Source organism: Nonomuraea sp. NPDC050153, assembly GCF_044460125.1.
Classification (GTDB): domain Bacteria; phylum Actinomycetota; class Actinomycetes; order Streptosporangiales; family Streptosporangiaceae; genus Nonomuraea.
Genome location: NZ_JBITJQ010000044.1, coordinates 60,211 through 77,767, shown reverse-complemented (window position 1 = coordinate 77,767; position 17,557 = coordinate 60,211). Strand labels below are relative to the sequence as shown.

At 64.6% G+C, this 17,557-nt stretch carries 10 protein-coding genes; 9 read left to right on the top strand and 1 reads right to left on the bottom strand.

All coding sequences use genetic code 11. The annotated features are described in order from the left end of the window. Window positions 1-58 precede the first annotated feature (58 nt). The 7 genes from ACIBQ1_RS54935 to ACIBQ1_RS54905 all read left to right on the top strand — a co-directional run bounded on the left by ACIBQ1_RS54935 (window position 59) and on the right by ACIBQ1_RS54905 (window position 8,895). The gene (locus ACIBQ1_RS54935) at window positions 59-1,351 is read left to right on the top strand and encodes an aspartate aminotransferase family protein (RefSeq protein ID WP_397290818.1); all 1,293 of its coding nucleotides are present in this window, start codon (window positions 59-61) and stop codon (window positions 1,349-1,351) included. A gap of 99 nt (window positions 1,352-1,450) precedes the next feature. Continuing rightward, window positions 1,451-2,677 carry a condensation domain-containing protein gene (locus ACIBQ1_RS54930; RefSeq protein ID WP_397290816.1) on the top strand — a complete coding sequence of 409 codons (1,227 nt, stop codon included), beginning with the start codon at window positions 1,451-1,453 and terminating at the stop codon, window positions 2,675-2,677. Next, window positions 2,677-4,008: an FAD-binding oxidoreductase gene (locus tag ACIBQ1_RS54925; protein ID WP_397290814.1), complete on the top strand. Its 1,332-nt coding sequence runs from the start codon at window positions 2,677-2,679 to the stop codon at window positions 4,006-4,008. The genes ACIBQ1_RS54930 and ACIBQ1_RS54925 overlap by 1 nt, the downstream gene beginning before the upstream one ends. Window positions 4,009-4,261: 253 nt before the next feature. Further along, entirely contained in the window at window positions 4,262-5,254 is a 993-nt protein-coding gene (locus ACIBQ1_RS54920) for a TauD/TfdA family dioxygenase (RefSeq protein WP_397290812.1), read from the top strand. A 1,143-nt stretch (window positions 5,255-6,397) separates the two neighbouring features. Continuing rightward, on the top strand, window positions 6,398-7,327 hold the full coding sequence (locus ACIBQ1_RS54915) for an ABC transporter ATP-binding protein (RefSeq protein WP_397290810.1): 930 nt from the start codon (window positions 6,398-6,400) through the stop codon (window positions 7,325-7,327). Further along, window positions 7,327-8,082: an ABC transporter permease gene (locus tag ACIBQ1_RS54910; protein WP_397290808.1), complete on the top strand. Its 756-nt coding sequence runs from the start codon at window positions 7,327-7,329 to the stop codon at window positions 8,080-8,082. The genes ACIBQ1_RS54915 and ACIBQ1_RS54910 overlap by 1 nt, the downstream gene beginning before the upstream one ends. Window positions 8,083-8,091: 9 nt before the next feature. Beyond that, entirely contained in the window at window positions 8,092-8,895 is an 804-nt protein-coding gene (locus ACIBQ1_RS54905) for an ABC transporter permease (RefSeq protein WP_397290806.1), read from the top strand. Between the two features lie 691 nt (window positions 8,896-9,586). On the opposite strand, the gene ACIBQ1_RS54900 is transcribed toward ACIBQ1_RS54905, so the two are convergent. Then, a complete protein-coding gene (locus tag ACIBQ1_RS54900) occupies window positions 9,587-9,985 on the bottom strand; it encodes a hypothetical protein (RefSeq protein WP_397290804.1) in 399 nt (132 codons plus the stop codon). A gap of 70 nt (window positions 9,986-10,055) precedes the next feature. Here ACIBQ1_RS54900 and ACIBQ1_RS54895 point away from each other — a divergent pair, with 70 nt between their 5' ends. Together ACIBQ1_RS54895 and ACIBQ1_RS54890 are read left to right on the top strand one after the other, a co-directional pair. Then, a complete protein-coding gene (locus tag ACIBQ1_RS54895) occupies window positions 10,056-10,187 on the top strand; it encodes a hypothetical protein (protein WP_397290802.1) in 132 nt (43 codons plus the stop codon). A gap of 561 nt (window positions 10,188-10,748) precedes the next feature. Beyond that, complete coding sequence (locus ACIBQ1_RS54890) at window positions 10,749-16,568, top strand: AMP-binding protein (RefSeq protein WP_397290800.1); 5,820 nt, start codon at window positions 10,749-10,751, stop codon at window positions 16,566-16,568. The last annotated feature ends 989 nt before the right edge of the window (window positions 16,569-17,557 follow it).

The following is a 17,557-nucleotide window of genomic DNA, read 5'->3' as shown; positions in this document are numbered from 1 at the left end:
GAGTCATCGACACCGAACCGGTTCGAAGTCCGCAATCCATTCCGCACGGCAAATCCCGATGACCAGACTCACGGAGGGCAACGCCATGAGCCGATCGACTTCTTCGAGTTCTCTCTGGCGGCCTTGGACGCCGGTCACCCAGCAGGTTGAGCTGCAGATCACCGAGGCGCGCGGATGCCGGGTGCGCGGCGCGGACGGCACCTGGTACCTGGACGGCATTTCAGGTGTTCTGAACGTGTCGTGCGGCCACGGGCATCCTCGGCTGATCGAGGCCGCAGTGAACCAGATGCAGCTGCTCGCCCATTACGATCCGATGGCCGCCTCTCACCAGCCCGCCGAGACTCTGGCAAGGCGGCTCGCCGAGATCATGCCGGGCGATCTGAATGAGAGCTTCCTCGTCAACAGCGGTTCGGAGGGGATCGAGGCAGCGCTCAAGATCTGTTGGCAGTACTGGCGCCACCTTGGCGAGAATCGCGAGCGCATCATCTCCTTCGAAGCCGGATACCACGGCACCACCGCCCTCGGCCAGGAGCTGTCGAGGCTGCCGTTCACCCTGAACGACTGGCCGAACCGGTTCCCGGTGGATCACGTGGCCCTGCCCACGGCGCCTCGTGCGCTGCGCACGACGGAAGGCGCCGAAGCACTGCTCGCGCTCTTCTCGCGGGCACTCGAAAGCGGGACGCCGGCCGCAGCGGTCATCGTCGAGCCGCTGCTGGGGCTGGGCGGCTGCACTGTGCTCCCCGAGGGGTTCCTGGCCGGACTGCGGCGGCTGTGCGACGAGCACGGGACGTTGCTCATCCTGGACGAGATCTTCAGCGGTTTCGGCCGTACCGGCCGGATGTTCGGGTTCGACCACGACGGCATCACTCCCGACATCGTCGTCACGAGCAAGGGGATCAGCAGCGGGCTGATCCCGCTCGCCGCGGTGACGGCCACGACGGCGATCAAGGAGACCTTCAGGAACGCCCCGGTCGCCCAGGGTCTCCGCTACGGGCACACGACGGGCGGGCACGCGGTCGCGGCCGCAGTTGCCAATGCCGTGCTCGACGTCATGGCCGAAGAGAAACTCGTGGAGAATTCGGCGGCACAGGGTGCCGGAATCCGGGCAGGTCTTGATGCCTTCCGATCGCATCCGAAGATCGCCGACATTCGCGGGCTGGGGCTCGTCATCGCCATCGAGGCCGACTCGCCGGAGTCGGCGGAAGCCATCGCGACGGCAGCCATGCAAGGCGGCCTTCTCGTGCGCGCCGAGCGCGGCGTGATGCGGATCGCGCCTCCGTTGACCATCACCACCGACGAGTCGATTGAACTGGTCGACAAGCTCAGCAGGGCCATCGCCCTGCTCGACTGAAGTCGCCACCGCGCCCGAGCGTAATGCCTAAGCTGAGGAGGAAGAGGAATGCCGGTGGGCTGGGGTAAGGCCACGCGGGGTCCGACATCGTTCGTCGAGATGGCTCGGCTGGCCGGGGACTACGCGCACTGGCACAACTTGGTCTACTCCGCGACCTGGCTGACCGGACGGCTGGAACTCGCCGCTCTGCGTGCGGCGTGGCGTGTCCTGTGCCTGCGTCATGACGTCATGCGCAGAGCGTACCCCTCACCGGACGAGGCGTGCACGTACGAAGACGTGCTGACCGAGGTGGAGTTCCACACGGCCGATACGGACGATGAAGCGCTCGAGACGATGCGCCGGACCCTCGTCGGGGCCCCTTTCAGCCTCGACGCAGTAGGCTTGTCGCGCGCCGTTGTCGTGCAGCGCGACGACCAGAAGCATTTGTTCGGGATAGCGCTGGACCACCTCATCACCGATCTCACCTCGTGGAATTATCTCGTAGCAGAATTAAGCGAGCTTTACGAGCGTGCCGTCGCGGGCGAACGGATCAGCTATGCAACTGAGGGCGCTGATTCCTATCAAGAATTCGCCACGCTGCTCCGGCAGGAGTTCGCCGGCCGATGGGGTGAGGAGCGCAGAGCGTTCTGGCTTTCGTACACCGAAAGGTTCGGAACCCCACCTCCCACTGCACCGATCGTCGGCACGACGGAGAGCGAGCCCACGCTGAAGGTGGTGCGTCGTGCGCTGCCGGCGGACGCGTTCTCGAGAGTGTGTGATTTCGCGAAACATGCTCGGGCGACGCCGTTCGTAGTGGTGACCTCCGCCATTCTGGCGGGCATGAAGGAGGTAACCGGTGCCTCGAGTGTGGGAGTGAGTGTCGCTCACCACGGGCGCGCTCTGTCGCACACGGCCAAGACGCTCGGACAGTTCGTCCAGCGCGTCCCCCTGCACCTCGACGGCAAGCCGGGCGGCCCGCTTGAAACAGTCCGCGAAGTTTTCGGGCAGAGCCTCGACGTCTTCGAATACGCGCTCCCGCTCAGCATCGTCGAACGGTACTGGGGCCTGGACCTGGCATCCTCGATCGGTGGCAGCGGGGCGCATGTGACACTCGATCAAACGGGAGAGGGTTTCCGGGGCTCGCCTTTGGCTGGAACGCAGGCTGAGTCGGTTCAGTTGCCCGCACCGGGTGGTCATGGCCTGGCGGACCCTCTCATCTTCGCGTGGTGGCTGGACGAGGCAGTCCCGCGCCTGGTCGTGCACTACGACGAAAGCCTGATCACCACGGCGGCCGTTGAGAACATCGTCGATGCAGCTGCGCGATTCGCACTCTCGGACGGCCGCTGATGACCGGCTTCACCGGAGCCTTCTGGCGCAGCGGCGACGTCGGCTTCTCTGACGCTGCGGTTGCGAATATCTTCAACGGTCGCAGGCCCGCGCGACGTCCGGCTGCAGTGCTGCGCGCCGCTGACGCCGCCGACGTGGCGGCCGGGGTGAAACTGGCGGCCGCAGAGGGGTGGAAGGTATCGGTCCGCTCCGGTGGACACAGCTGGGCCGCATGGTCGCTGCGCGAGAACGCTCTGCTCATCGACCTGGCTGCACTCAACGGGATGCACTACGACGCGGGCACCGGAATCGCCGCGGTCGGCCCCGCTGTGCGCAGCGGACTGGACCTGGACCCATTCCTCGCTGCACACGGCCGGTTCTTCGCCGTCGGGCACCACCCCACCGTAAGCATGGGCGGCTTTCTCCTGCAGGGCGGGATGGGCTGGAACTGCCGCGGCGGCGGCTGGGCCGTGGAATTCGTCGAATCCATGGACGTGGTCACCGCATCCGGAGAGTTGGTCCGCTGCTCCGAGACGGAGAACTCCGATCTGTTCTGGGCGGCGCGCGGGTCGGGCTCCGGATTCTTCGGCGTGGTCACCGAATTCCGGCTGCGCACTCGCCCCCGCCACCGGAGCCTGACCCGAGCCACGTACGTTTATCCGGTTGATGTGGCTACCGAGGTGCTGACCTGGTTCCACGCTGTACGGCGCGACGTGGATTCGTCTGTGGGATTCCTCGCCGTCGGAGCCACTCCGCCCGGCTTCGACTCTCCTGTGGTGATCATCGATGGGGTGTCCTTCGACGGCGGCCCGTCCGCGCTGGCCGCACTGGAGACGTGCCCAGTGGCCGACAGAGCGTTGAAATCCACGGCTGCTCAGCCGACGGCCATGAGCGCCTTGTTCGCCGAGCAGTCAGACGGCAGCCCCGCGGGCCTTCGTTATTTCGTGGACAACGTCTACCTCGTCGGGGAGGCGTCGGAACAGGTGCCGGCATTGGTAGCGGCCTTCACCGACCTGCCCACACCCGAAGCGTCCGTGATTCTCAGTGACTTCAGCCCTCAAATGTCGCGAGATTTGCCGGACATGGCTGTCTCGCTGCGCCCCGACCTGTATTTCGCCGCGTATGTAGCCGGCCGCAGCCCGGCCGACGACGACAGGTGCCGCTCCTGGTTGGACTCTGTCATGAACAGGTTGTCACCGTACTCGGACGGCTGCTATCTCGGTGACAGCGACTTCACCGTCCGCCCGGACAGAATCCTGTCCGATGTGGCCTGGTCCAGGCTCCAGCGGATCCGGGCTGCTCGTGATCCGGAGGGGCGATTCCCCGGCTATCTGGGCACCCCTCTGCAATGAACTCCGCGGGCGGCGGTGCTGCTCCCGGGAAGCGACGCGCGTCACCGCAGCCGAGGCAGCCAGTTCCGCATCGGCCAGCCCTTCCGACGGGTCAAGAGCGACGCTGATCGTGGGCATGCAAGCGCATTCGTGGTGTCAATGTGAGCGACAAGAAAGACCAATATCGCGTGTAAAAGTATGGCTGGGTGATCGGCCCGGGCACGGCCGTGCTCTCGAAATCCGCATTTCATCCGCAACGGAACGGACCCTCCTGATGATTGAGGCGTTGCCTTTCGCGCGCTCCTTGACCACCTCCGGCGCCCAGCGGCTGCACGCGGCAGCCCGGCAGATCTACGCCGAATGCGGTGCCGCCTCACCCTCCCCAGAGCTGTTCGCCCGGGTCGGTCAAGCCGTGCCGATGCTCGGCGAGGCCGCCCTCGATCAGTGCCGGCCCGTGGACACCGCCGACGGCCTGTTCGTCCTGACCGGGTTGCCCATCGACGACGAGGCGATCGGGGCCACCCCCTCCAGCTGGGCCACGGCAGGCGACGGAGGAGTGCAGGACATCGTCCTGCTGCTGCTGTCGGCCGCGATGGGCGACCTCATCGCCTGGCCCGGCCAGCAGGACGGTCGCTTCGTACACAACATCGTGCCCACCCGCGGGCACGAGAGCGAGCAGACCGGCGCGTCCAGCACCGTCCTGCTCTCCCCGCACACCGAGGACGCCTTCCACCCCGGCCGGGCAAACCTGCTCCTGCTCGGCTGCATGCGCAACCACGACCGCATCGCGACGACAGCGGCGAGCATCCGCAGAACGCGTCTGGACGATGCCGACCTCGAGACCCTGAGCAGGGCGGAGGTGCCGATCCTGCCCGATGACTCCTACACCGAGGCCCAGTCCTACGCCCATCAGCCGCCCCCGCCCGTCCCCACCCTGTTCCACGCCGACGACGGGCTGACCCTGCGCTTCGACCCGGCGTACACGCCGCTGGAGCGGGCCACCCCGGCCTACCAGCAGGCCTACCGCCGCCTCACCGCCGAGCTCACCCGCGTGAGCGTCTCGGTCGCTCTGTCCCCCGGGCAGGTCCTCGTCATCGACAACGACCAGGCCGTCCACGGCCGGGTCCCCTTCCGGCCCCGATACGACGGCACCGACCGCTGGCTCAAACGCGCCTCCGTCCGCGTCCCTGGCCGCCGCACCCGCCCACCGGCCGAAGCCGACGAGCACGGATACGGCCAGGCCATCCTGGAGGCGAGAACGTCATGAGCGGACCGGCCTGCCCATCCTGCTCCGAGACCGGCCTGGCCGGGCTGGAGATCTCCCTGGCCACGTGATCGCCACCGTGGAGGGCGCTTACCGCACCTTGCGCGCGGGCCACTCCGGCGACCCGTGCAAGCTGACCGTCAAGCCGCCGGACGGCCATTCGGTGTCGTACGCGATGCTGGGCGCAGACGGCTCTCCACCAACAGGTCCATCGCCCGAGGGACCTGGTCGTCGTCCATCCCGGCAAGGCCAGGAATGATCATGTCGGTACGAGAATCGATCACCTCGATCGGCGCGCTGCCGACAGGCTGCCCGACTTCGACGTCATCGGCCTGGCCGGAGTCGTTCAGGCCGTCGCCGAAAGTGCTTGCGGAGCGAGGCCGCCGACCCGAACAGGCCGTCCACGTCCGGACGGCCGACCCGGCCCAGGTTCGTCAGCACATCCGGCTTGATCTTGCCGTCCACACGCCGGTCATGGGCCGGCGCGACGTAGCGCACGACGCTGCAGTCAGAGTCGGTTCGCTGGGTGAACCGCAAGGACATGACTACACAGCACCGTGAACACCGAGCTCATGCACATGAAATCCACGAAGTCGGGTTACTGCACTCTCGACTCTTCTCGTGGCTCCCCAAAGCCTCCGGCAGGCCATCTACCTGCAGATTCTCCCAGCCCACTCGTCATGTGCGACTATGAACTGCGGAACCCGGGTTCCCGGGGGCTCTCATCACCTGTTCGAGGTGCGTGGCTTCGCCCCTGGCATTCACACGGTAGAACGAAGCGATATGACCTTCTCGGACAAGCGCGTAGTATTCCCTGCCAGGGACCGGCGGCCATGCCAAGCGAGGCATAGATGTGCGGGCGTTCGTGGGGGAGCGGTCTACCTGTCATGGCGGGGGAGTTGTCCTTTTCCGCCTCGAGTGCAAACAGCAGTTTGCCGTCTTCGATTGCGACGATGCCTCGGTCATTTCGATCCGTATGGTTGCCACGAACGACTTGACGGCAGGTTCGGCAGCTTGTAGAAAGACTCGACTGCGGAGCACTGTGGCGCGGGGAATCAGGCTATTGATCGATGCGTCGGGCCGGTACTGGTATCGGTCAGGAGCATGGCGGCCCCTGAGATCATCTCGGTGTGTAGGATCTGGTCCATGTCCATGCAAGCGCTTATTCAGGCTCAGGGCCTGGTCAAACGGTTCGGGGAGTTCACCGCGGTGGCGGGGATCGATTTGGAAGTGGCCCCGGGTGAGGCGTTCGGGTTCTTGGGGCCCAATGGGGCGGGGAAGTCGTCGACGATGCGGATGATCGGCTGTGTGTCGATGCCGTCGGCGGGGTCGTTGCGGATTCTGGGGCGGGATCCGGTGCGGGAGAGTTCGGCGATCCGGGCGCGGCTGGGGGTTTGCCCGCAGCTGGAAAATCTGGATCTGGATCTGACGGTGACGGAGAACCTGACGACGTATGCCCGTTATTTCGGTCTGTCGCGGGGGCAGGCGCAGGCCAAGGCTGTCGAGTTGCTGGAGTTCGCGCATCTGACGGAGAAGGCGTCGTCGAAGGTGGAGCCGTTGTCGGGCGGGATGAGGCGGCGGTTGACGATTGCGCGGGCGTTGGTGAACGACCCGGAGCTGGTGTTGCTTGATGAGCCGACGACGGGGTTGGATCCGCAGGCGCGGCATCTGTTGTGGGAGCGGTTGTTCCGGCTCAAGCAGCAGGGCACGACGTTGGTCTTGACGACGCATTACATGGATGAGGCCGAGCAGTTGTGTGATCGGTTGGTGGTGATGGACGGAGGGCGGATTGTCGCGGAGGGGTCGCCGCGGCGGCTGATCGAGACGTATTCCTCTCCGGAAGTGGTGGAGCTGCGGTTCGGAACGGATGAGCTGGCGAAGTATGTGGGGAAGCTGGATGGGATCGGGGATCGGGTCGATCTGTTGCCGGACCGGATTCTGCTGTATGCAAAGGACGGTGACGGGGCGGTGAATGAGCTGCATCGGCGGGGGATGGCGCCGTCCAGTGTGCTGATTCGGCGTTCGTCGCTGGAGGATGTGTTCCTGCACTTGACCGGCCGGACCTTGGTGGACTGATGGCGCATCCGACGATAGCTGTGTTCGAGCGGAACATGGTGCTGTACAAACGTCTGTGGCGGACGTCGGTGTTTGCGTCGTTCGCGCTGCCATTGCTGTTCCTGGTCAGTATCGGGCTGGGGGTGGGGCGCTATGTGGGCGAGGTGCAGGGCTTTTCCTACGTTGAGTGGATCGTGCCCGGGGTGCTGGCGTCGACGGCGTTCCAGATGATGATCGGTGAGTCGACGTATTCAGTGATGGCATCGTTCAAGGGGTATCGCTCGGCGCACGCCGCGTATGCGACGCGGGTGTCGATCGGGGACCTGTTGCGGGGCTGGTTCCTCTACCTCGTGGTCCGGGTGGAAATCGCAGTCCTGATGTTCCTGGGGATCGTCGCGGTCGGAGTGGGGTTGTCGTCGCCGTGGGTGGTGGTGACGCCGGTACTGGCGGCATTGCTGACGGTGGCAACGGCGGCTCCCGTGACAGCATTCGCGGCCAAGGTCGATCACGACAGCTATTTCGAGTTGCTGTTCCGTTTCGTGATGATTCCCGCGACGCTGTTCTCTGGGGTTTTCTTCCCGGTGGAGCAGCTGGGCTGGCTGCGAGTGGCGGCGTATGTGTCACCACTGTGGCATGCGGTGGAGTTGTGCCGGGCGGCGATGCTGGGTCTGCCGACGTCATGGCCGTGGGCCGCGCATGTAGGGGTGCTGGTGGCCTATGGCGCCGCCGGATGGTGGTGGGCTTCGCTCACGTTCCGTCGACGGCTTCAGGATTAGGTAGGCGTCATGGTGACTTTGCTGGTGGCGCGACGGGTGTCGGTGAGTCGGGTGGGTGCGGTGATGAACCGTAACCTGGGGGCTTTGCGGAGCGGCGCGTCGTATTGGCTGGTGTTGTTGTCAGGGTTCTTCGAGCCATTGCTGTATCTCCTGTCGATCGGTGTCGGCGTGGGTGCGCTGGTGAAGAACATCCAGATGGACAATGGCGCGCTGGTGCCGTATGCGGTGTTTGTGGCGCCGGCGATGCTGGCGGCTTCCGCAATGAACGGTGCGCTGGCCGAGACGGCGTTCAACTTCTTCTACAAGATGAAGTACTCCAAGACGTTCGACGCGATCCTGGCTACGCCGGTGCAGCCGATCGAGGTGGCGTTCGGCGAGCTGGCGTGGGCCATGGTGCGCAGTGCGCTCTACACAGCGGTGTTCCTGGTGGTCATGGTGGTGTTCGGGCTGGCCGATCCATGGTGGGCGCTGGCGGCGTTCCCGGCGACGTTGCTGGTGGGGATGGCATTCGGGGCGGTGGGGATGGCCGTGTCGACGCTGATGCGTGGCTGGCAGGATCTCGACCTGATCACCGTGGGGCAGTTCTCGTTGTTCCTGTTCTCGGGCACGTTCGCGCCCGTAGGCGGGTATCCACCGGCGCTGGAGGCGGTGGTGGCCGCTCTTCCGCTGTATCACGCCGTGGAGCTGGTGCGGGGTCTGGCGTTGGGGCTGGTGTCGTGGGGGTTGTTGGGGCATGCGCTGTATCTGCTGGTGATGATGGCGGCGGGCTTGTGGTTCGTTTCGCGCCGGATGCAGCGGTTGTTGTGCTCGTAGCGGATGACAGCGCCGGCGTGCCGGCGACAACTAGGACGGCCACCGGATTGCGTCGATCTTGATTCGGGTTGTGTCGCTGTCGATCAGCAGCGGCGCTACGTGCTCGGACCGGTAGGACGCAACCGCTGGTCACGCTCGTTGAGGGTGTGCTCACTTCTGTCAGGACATGAGGTGGGTGGCGAACTGGTGCCGTGGTGGTCGGGTTCGATCTTGCGGCCCGCGCCGACCCAGAGGTCGAGCGGCCTGGCTGGCGGTGGGCCAGCCCCGGCGTTCTCACCGTGAAGTACTCGCCGGTGGAAGGTCACCTTTCCTACTGCAGGAGCAGCCTGGGTGGCGGCCCTCAGGATCACCACCCCGTCCGGACCTTCAGCCTGCGGGTGGCGGCAAGCATGTACGCCATGCCGACGACGGGCTCGACCCGCGGCCCGTGGACCATCTCCGACCAGCACAGGGAGTCGATCCCGACAGCCTTGACCCGCTCCGCGAGCCCGGCGGGTCGGTCAGGTAGTCTCCAGGCGGCAGCGCCATCTCAATCCGCGCCGTTCTCCCGGTATGGCTGCGGAATCTGCCCGCCGTTGAGGCGCTGCCGGCCATGCTGATCCAGAACGATGTGCGCGTCACCGACCGTGAGGGGGCGGGAGGTGGTCCAGCGGCGGGGCTCCTCGAAGGAGGGCGATGACTTCTGGAATGGCTACAAGCTGCACATCAGCTGGACCTGCCACACCACCGCGGACACCGACGCGGACACCGACGCGACAACCATTGTGCCGCCCAACCTCATCACGAATGCGGCATTACGGACGCGACCGTCCCCGACCGAGCAGATCCACCAGATGCTCGCCGCACGTGGGCTGTTGCCCGGCGGCATCCAGAGGTTGCCGGTAGAGGTGCGGTGGATCGCCTCGAAGGCGCTCAGCCCGTGCTTGCGGGCGCTGTCGAGGGAGGAACGGACGGTCTGCCAGTGCGCGGCACCGTCTTCGGACCGATGGCAGCCGGAGATCTCCGCCTGCCTCTTGACCAGGCGTAGCGCGCGCTTTCCGGTGTTGTTCGTGAACGGCACCCAACGGGGGTGGTCGGCGAAGCGCAGCACCTCATCAGCCCGGTCCCGCAGGCGTTCCAGCAGGTTACGGGGCGGGGACTGTTTCCGCCCAGGATTGGGGATGCAGCGACAGCCCGACCGCGATCCCGTGATGGAAGGTTTCGAGATAGATCCGCGCCCGCTCGGCCGGCCCTCCGGCGACGTGGGCAGCGGCAATCTCGCCAACCGAGTGGCCCAGGACGTACCCGTCTGAAGCCGGGGTTTCCTGTCATCCATTAGGACCGGGAGTATTCGCCATGACTTAGCATTCGATCAATTGCCGCCGCCCGTCAGGCTGGCGAATTCAGATTCAGAACCTCAGATTCTGATCTTCCGGCAGCAGTCGATGATCGCCCGGCGCCGCCCCTCTGAGGAGGTCCAAGGATGAAGGTCGAATACGTCATGGAGGTGGATGTCCGCCTACGCGATATCTTCGAGCCCGCGACCCCGAAGAGCCTTTCGGTGTTTCCTGGGCGAGTTGAAGTCGCGACGGTGGGTCGAGCGTGCACACGTGGGACGAGCGCTTCGAGTCGCGATGACCCCGCCCGCCTCTGTTCTGCGAGGGAGCCCATTTCGGCAGCTGATCGCGGGCCCCTGGCAGCACCCGAGAAGACCAATGCCGTCTAGCTGACACGTGCCCAGTGATCTCGCTCGCGCGACGGAGGGTGTGGGCAAGAGTGCCACGGTCGGCGGTCGCCACCGGAGCCTCCGACGGCTGACGCACGTTACTCCTATCTGGATTAATTAGTTCCATATAGTTGAGAGAGGTTTACAGGTGACTGGACTCAGGGACGAAAATCCCGCCTCGCAATGGCAGTGGAGCGACGGAGACGTTGTCCCGGCGGACTGGAACGCCACGACTGCATCTTTCGACGATCAGGCCACCCTGCCTGATCTGATTGAAGAGGCCGTCAACGCGAACCCTGAGGCCATCGCCATCGAGACCAGCGACGGTTCTTGCACGACCTTCGGCCAGCTGTGGTCGCGAGCTCAGCAGTTGAGCAATGCGCTCATCGAGGAAGGGCTTGGCCCCGGTCACTACGTCGGCGTCCTCGTCGAGCATTCGGTCACGGCCATCGTTGCGATTCTGGGCGTCACGTGTTCTGGTGCGGCCTACGTGCCTCTCGACCCTCGGTGGCCCGCATCACGCGTGGCGGAACCGATATCACAACTCCGAATCAACTGGATCATGACCAGCCGGCGGCATGCGCGCCTGGCGGAGGAGTCGGCATGGATCGCCGGCGAGGACACGCGCCTGATGTGCCTGGACGCCACCCAGCATCCTGTCGACTACCTGGAGGAGTCCAGCACGCGTCTTCTCTGGGACGAGATCGCCGCGGATGATGATCCTCTGCGCGCAGCCGGGTTCAATCAGGGCCAGAGCGAAGAGGGGTTCGAGAGCGGAGACGTCGCCGTCTACCTCGATCATGTGCGCGGCCTGGTGGCTTCGGTCAGTAATCCGCACTCTCTCTTGGAGATCGGATGCGGATCCGGGCTGGTCGCGGCTGAGCTCGGCGGACTGGTAGCTGAATATGTCGGGGTGGACCCGTCGCCGGTCGCAATAGATCGCTGTCGAAGCGCGATGTCAGAATCATCGGCCGTCACACACTTCTACACAGGGTTTGCGCACGACATCCTGGAAATTGCCGATGAACGACGGTTCGACGCGGTCCTCATGTCCAGCGTCACGCAGTTCTATCCCGGCCCTGATTATGCCCGGAAAGCCATCCTCGACGCCATCGGTCTGGTCAATGAAGGCGGAGCCGTCATCATTGCCGACGTGATCGACACGGAAAGCAAGACCGGAGAAGGTCACCTGCGGCTGCCGCGTTCCTGGTTCCAGGCGCTCACCTCGGAGACGGCAACTCCGGTCGACGTGGAGATCGTGGCGAGGAACGGAGAGCACTGGCACGGCTCACTCGCCGGACGATATGACGTAGTGATCCGCCGGGCGGCCTCGCCCTCTCATGCCCCGGCCCATGACCCGAAGCCCAGGGTTTTGACATGGGCATCGATTGAGAGATTCCGTGATATTCGGACACTTGGCCAGACATCCTCAAGTGATCCGGCCTACGTGATCTTCACGTCGGGGTCGACCGGCCGCCCTAAAGGGGTGCAAGTATGCCACCGAAGCGTCGTGAACCTCATTGAGTGGGTCAACAAAACCTACTCCGTCTGCCCAGAGGACCGGCTGTTGCTGGTTACGGCCTTCACCTTCGACCTGTCTGTGTACGACATCTTTGGGATTCTCGCTGCAGGCGGCACGATCCGCGTCATCAGTCAGACCGAAATGGCGGATCCAGATCGCGTTCTGGAAATCCTCGATCGGGAGAAGATCACCTTCTGGGATTCGGCTCCTGCTGCACTCAGTCAGGTGATGGCCGTTGCCTCGGGCCGTCAACCGCCTCAGAGCCCTGGTCTGCGCTTGGTCTTCCTCAGCGGGGACTGGGTGCCGCTTTCTCTCCCGGATGACATCCGCAGGCGGTTCCCCGCTGCTCATGTCGTCGCGCTGGGGGGAGCGACCGAGGCGACCGTCTGGTCGAACTATTTCGATGTCGGCGAAGTGGATGCCGACTGGCCGAGCATCCCGTACGGGAGACCTATTCAGAACGCCCGGTACTACGTTCTGAACAGCGATCGTACCCCTTGCGTCATTGGGCAGCCGGGTGACCTGTACATTGCCGGCGTGCCGGTGGCCATGGGTTATGCCGGAGACAGCGAGCTGACCGACGCACGGTTCGTGGCCGATCCGTTCGTATCGGACCCGAAATCTCGCATGTATTTCACGGGTGATCGCGCACGCTGGATCGCCAACGGTACGATGCAGTTCCTTGGGCGCCTGGACGACCAGGTCAAGATTCGCGGCTACCGCATCGAGCTGGGCGACGTCCAGGCAACGCTGAACAGAATAGAAGCGGTAGCGGACTCCGCTGTTCTGACGGTCGAGGGGGCCGATGGCAAGGAACTCGCCATCGCCGTGGTGCACGCATCGGGCAAGGCACTGACGACCGGTGCGCTGCGTAGGGAGATGGCAGCGTCATTGCCTCCCTATATGCTCCCCGATCACATTCTCATGCTTCTCTCACTGCCTGTCGGACCCACGGGAAAGGTGGATCGGGAAGCTCTGGCCCAGCGGATCACCGGTCGTTCCGCGAACCGTCAGCCGAGGACGCTGCCCCCTGCGGACCGAGGTCATGCCTCTGTTCCAGCTGCCGACGTGGCACGGACCCGAGTTCTCGACATGGTTCGCGACATAGTCGGTGACCAGAGTGTGGGTATCGACGACGCGTTCCTCCACGTCGGTGGTCATTCCCTCGCGGCGGCCCGTCTGAGGAGCAGGATTGAGCTGGAGCTTGGCACCGTCGTCCGGATCAGCGAGATTCTGGGGTCGAGCAGCATCGCCGAACTGGCGGACATGATCTCAAGCGGGATGCGGTTGACCGGCGGGTCAACACTTCCCGCCGCCTCACACCGTGATTACTCCGTCTCCCGGGCGCAAGCACGCGCCATGTACGAGATCGAGACGACCCCTTCCGTACCCGCGTACCAGAATCAGGTGGTCATCCACTTGCCTGGTTCACTCACGGTGGAAGAGATCTCAGGTGCTCTCGCTGCCGTGGTGGCGGCTCATCCCATCCTCCTGTCAAATTACCGCCCTGGCGCCGAGGGCTGGCGAGTCGTCATCGGCGATCCATGGGTTCCGACACTCGAGGTCGTAGACCTTCGCCGCACCGATCGCGTGGCTGATGCGCAAGCTGCGGAACTCGACAGGTTGATACGCGAGCATGGCCGGATTGACTGGGATCTGGAGCAGGGAAGACTCGCTTCCTGGCGCCTTTTCCAGGTGTCCGACGATGAGCAGCTGCTTAGCCAGGTCGAGCATCACCTCATCCACGACGGATGGTCACTGACCATTCTGTTGAATGACTTCCTGCGTGCTCTGTCTGGATCTGACCTGAGCTCCGAGAAGGTCGCGGGGCCCCAGTACGGTGACTACGTTGCAGAGGAGGCTGCACGGGTCAAAGCCCTTACGGGATCATCTCAACTGGCCAATTATGTGAACCAGCTGTCTGGCGTTCCGCAGCTGCCGGTGGCTCCATCGTTCGATTTCGAGGCATCGTCCGCAGAAATCGCTCCAGCTCTAGCCGACTCTGTCGTCACCATCATAGAAGGCCGAGAGTGGGGTGATCTGCAGGCGTGGGCCACGCAGCAAGGTGCCACCGGCTTCGAACTGTTGATGGCAGCCTTTCTGTCCGCACTGCACGAAATGACCGGTGAAGATGACCTGGTCATCGGATCGGCGGTCGGCGCCCGCCCGTCGGGCTTCGAATCCACTCTGGGAATGTTCGTCAACACGGTGGCGGTACGCAGCAAGTGGTCCACCGAATTCCCTGTCTTTCTGCTCCAGGTCGGAGCCGCATTGCGCGACGCTCTGGACTGCGAGCTGATCCCGTACGACGTGATCCTGGAAGAAGTCCGCAAAGCAGAGGGAAGCCGGCGGGCTGCGCTCTATCGGTGCATGTTAAGTGCGCACAACGCTCAACTTCCGGACATGCACATCCCGAGTCACGGAACGGCGCTCCTCGAATACCGACAGAACGGTACGGCCAAGGCCCCCCTCGACGTGCTCGTGCTACCCAAGCAGGCAGGCGCCGACCCTCTGGCTCCCGATGGATCTGTCCGCCTGGTATGGGAGTTCGACTCCGCCTTGTACCATGTCGAGACGGTGCAGGCGATGGCGGACATGTTCACCCAAGGCCTCTCTCGGCTAGCACATGAGATCAAGGAAGGTACGGTAGGGCAGGATTGGCGGTGGCCTTCTCCCGCTCCTGCTGTCCTGGTCGGTCCACCCCCTCAGTACCGTCAGCTGAGATTTGAACCTCGTGGGTCTTCAGCCCCCACTGTCATCGCAATGGCGCCTTACGCGACGCAGGAGGACTTCGCCGTCCTGCTGAATTCCGCGATGCGTGAGCTGGAACGTGCTGGATGCGTGAACGGGGAGGTAGTGGCCGTCGACGTCGGGCGTGATGCTGTCTATGCCAGCCGACTGGCTGCTTGCCTCACGCAGGGCATCGTCTTTATGCCGGTCGACCCGCTCGCTCCGACGTCACGGTTATCATCGATACTGGAGTCTGCGCATTTCCACTGGTCATCAGACGGAAAGCTGAGCCGCCTACGCAGCGTGCATGACCTTGCGCTGCAACCCGACGATGCCTATGTCGTGCACACCAGCGGGACGACTGGTGTGCCGAAACGGGTGTCAGTCGGCCGTCCGTACCTGTCGGCGTATATCGATGCATTCATCAACGAGCTGGAGTTGACCTCCGGCGATGTGGTTGCAGGATCGAATTCTCCGCTGTTCGATGCATTCTTCGAAGAGTCGTTCCCCATTCTCGCGACCGGCGGGACACATCTCATTCTTGACCCGTCTGATGGAATCCCGGGGATTCTACGACAGGTCGAATCACAGCAGGCCACAGTGATGGACCTTCCAACAGCATTGTGGACTGTACTCGCCGATCATCTGGAGCAGCTTGATGAGAGGCTGCCGGCCTGTGTCAGGGCGGTGGTGATCGGCGGGGAGGCTTACGACGCGGCCCGAGCCTCCAAATTCGTCCGCAGGCATCAGGGCTCTGTCCGCCTGCTGAGCGTGTACGGCCCTGCCGAGTGCGGCATCTCCGTCACCTTCCATGAAGTGCGGGAGAGTGAGGTCGAGCGCGATCTGCCCCAACTGGGGGCTCCAATCGTAGGTGCTGTCCTATGCGTCCTTGACAAGGACGGCGCCACCGTTCCCTTCGGTCGGCCCGGCGTTCTGGGGATCTCAGGTTTCCCCTGCCGCGACGAGCTTCGTGGCCTGCTCCGGGTCGACGGCCTGGAGGCCCCGGTCTATCCGACCGGCGATCTCGTGCGAATCAAGCAGAACGGGCGCATCGATTTTCTCGGTAGAGTCGACAACCAGCTGAAAATACGTGGTTTCCGTATCTCTCCCGAAGAGGTCGAGCGCGCAGCGGGAGCAGTCCCCGGCGTTGTGGCAGTAGCCGCTGTCGGCGTCCGGGACGCTACTGGAGTTATGCGTCTCGCTCTGGCGATCGCGACGAACCAGGAGTGGATTGGAGCACTTTCTGCTCGAAGTCAAATGCGTGAGGCCCTGGCGCTTGTTCTTCCCGAGTACATGTTGCCCGACGCGGTTGTCGTCGTCGAGCGCCTTCCCGTCAACGCGCACGGGAAGGTGGATTACGGAAGAGTCCGCTCGATGGTCGCTTCCCATCTCTCCGTGGAGAGCGGACCGACCGAAAACGGGTCCGACCCTGGCGGGCAGTCCATCAGCCCGCAACGTGTCGCAGCGCTGCCCGCTGAGGACAACCGCATCGGGGTGCAAGATCGGGGCGTTCTGCCCACGTTGTGGAAACGGATGCTTGGCCCGGAAGCCCCTCTGGACGTCAGTTTCATTCGGGCGGGCGGAGAATCGCTGGCTGCAATGCGGCTCATGGCTGCGATTGAAGCCGAGCTGGGAATTCGGGTGAGGGTCAGGGACATCCTTCAGGCATCCGATTGTCAGGCACTCGAAAGTGCTCTGTTCGGGGCTTCCCGATGACGCTCCACCAGCCTCGGTGACTCACGGGTGCGGGTGGCTCCGCCCAGCGTGACGGCCGCGTGATTTGTGGATCTTCGGTTGGTTCGTGGGCAAGGTGCTGAGCCGGCGGTCACGCCGGTGGTGCCGGGTCCACGGACCGGCGGGGGTCTTGCCGATCGGGGTGTCAGTGGCGGGGCTGGTGCTCAGGAGGGGGCGAGCAGCGCGAGGACGGATGCGATGGCGTGTTGCGGCTGGTGGGCCCAGGGCCAGGCCCGGGGGATCTCGATGGTGTGTCGTCGCTGGCCGCGGACCAGGCGGGCGCTGGTGTGCAACAGCGTGTAGTGCAGGGTGTGGCGATCGCCCGCTCGGTCTGGCAGCGCAGCAGAGGAGACGAAACCAGGACAGCAGGTCGCAGCCGATCGCGGCGGCGATGGGTCCAGGCCTGGTTGATGGCCGGCGACCAGGACGGCAGGCCGGCCAGTCCGATGTTCTTGCCGTACCGGATGAAGTCCTCCAGCCGGGCGTGGAGGCAGTGACGCGCCTCGCCTTGCTGCAGCGGCAGGGCCGCGGCCGGGGTGTCGGTGGCGATCAGCTGGTAGCGTGCCGAGGCCACTGAACCGAATAACTCCCTTTGATCCCGCAGGATACGGATGTGCCGGATCGCTGTCCCGCCATCAGCGATCATCGTCCTCAGATCGGACAACACCTGGCCCCGACAGCGCCCCGACGTTGTGCTCGCCGACCGCGGCTACGACCACGACAAGTACCGCGGTCTGGTGCGCATCACGCGGGCCGCCGAGACTCTCTCGACGGGTACGTCGCTTGCGTAGATGGTGCGCAGGGGTGAGCTTGGCTCACATGCCCTATGTCGCGGGCTTGGCCGGCGTCGGCGGCCTTCATCCGGTCGGTGCCGGTGCGAAGGGTCGGCGAGGGGCGGGGACGGAAGCCGGGGCGGTTCCTGATCCCTCGTGAGAGCTACCGCTGTGTCCGTTCCAGGGGGATGGCATGCC

Excerpts from the sequence above, each read along its gene's own strand:
- ACIBQ1_RS54930 (WP_397290816.1), top strand. The coding sequence starts at position 1,451 with ATGGCTCGGCTGGCCGGGGACTACGCGCACTGGCACAACTTGGTCTAC.
- ACIBQ1_RS54925 (WP_397290814.1), top strand. The coding sequence starts at position 2,677 with ATGACCGGCTTCACCGGAGCCTTCTGGCGCAGCGGCGACGTCGGCTTC.
- ACIBQ1_RS54935 (WP_397290818.1), top strand. The coding sequence starts at position 59 with ATGACCAGACTCACGGAGGGCAACGCCATGAGCCGATCGACTTCTTCG.
- ACIBQ1_RS54905 (WP_397290806.1), top strand. The coding sequence starts at position 8,092 with ATGGTGACTTTGCTGGTGGCGCGACGGGTGTCGGTGAGTCGGGTGGGT.
- ACIBQ1_RS54910 (WP_397290808.1), top strand. The coding sequence starts at position 7,327 with ATGGCGCATCCGACGATAGCTGTGTTCGAGCGGAACATGGTGCTGTAC.
- ACIBQ1_RS54915 (WP_397290810.1), top strand. The coding sequence starts at position 6,398 with ATGTCCATGCAAGCGCTTATTCAGGCTCAGGGCCTGGTCAAACGGTTC.
- ACIBQ1_RS54920 (WP_397290812.1), top strand. The coding sequence starts at position 4,262 with ATGATTGAGGCGTTGCCTTTCGCGCGCTCCTTGACCACCTCCGGCGCC.
- ACIBQ1_RS54895 (WP_397290802.1), top strand. The coding sequence starts at position 10,056 with ATGCAGCGACAGCCCGACCGCGATCCCGTGATGGAAGGTTTCGAGATA.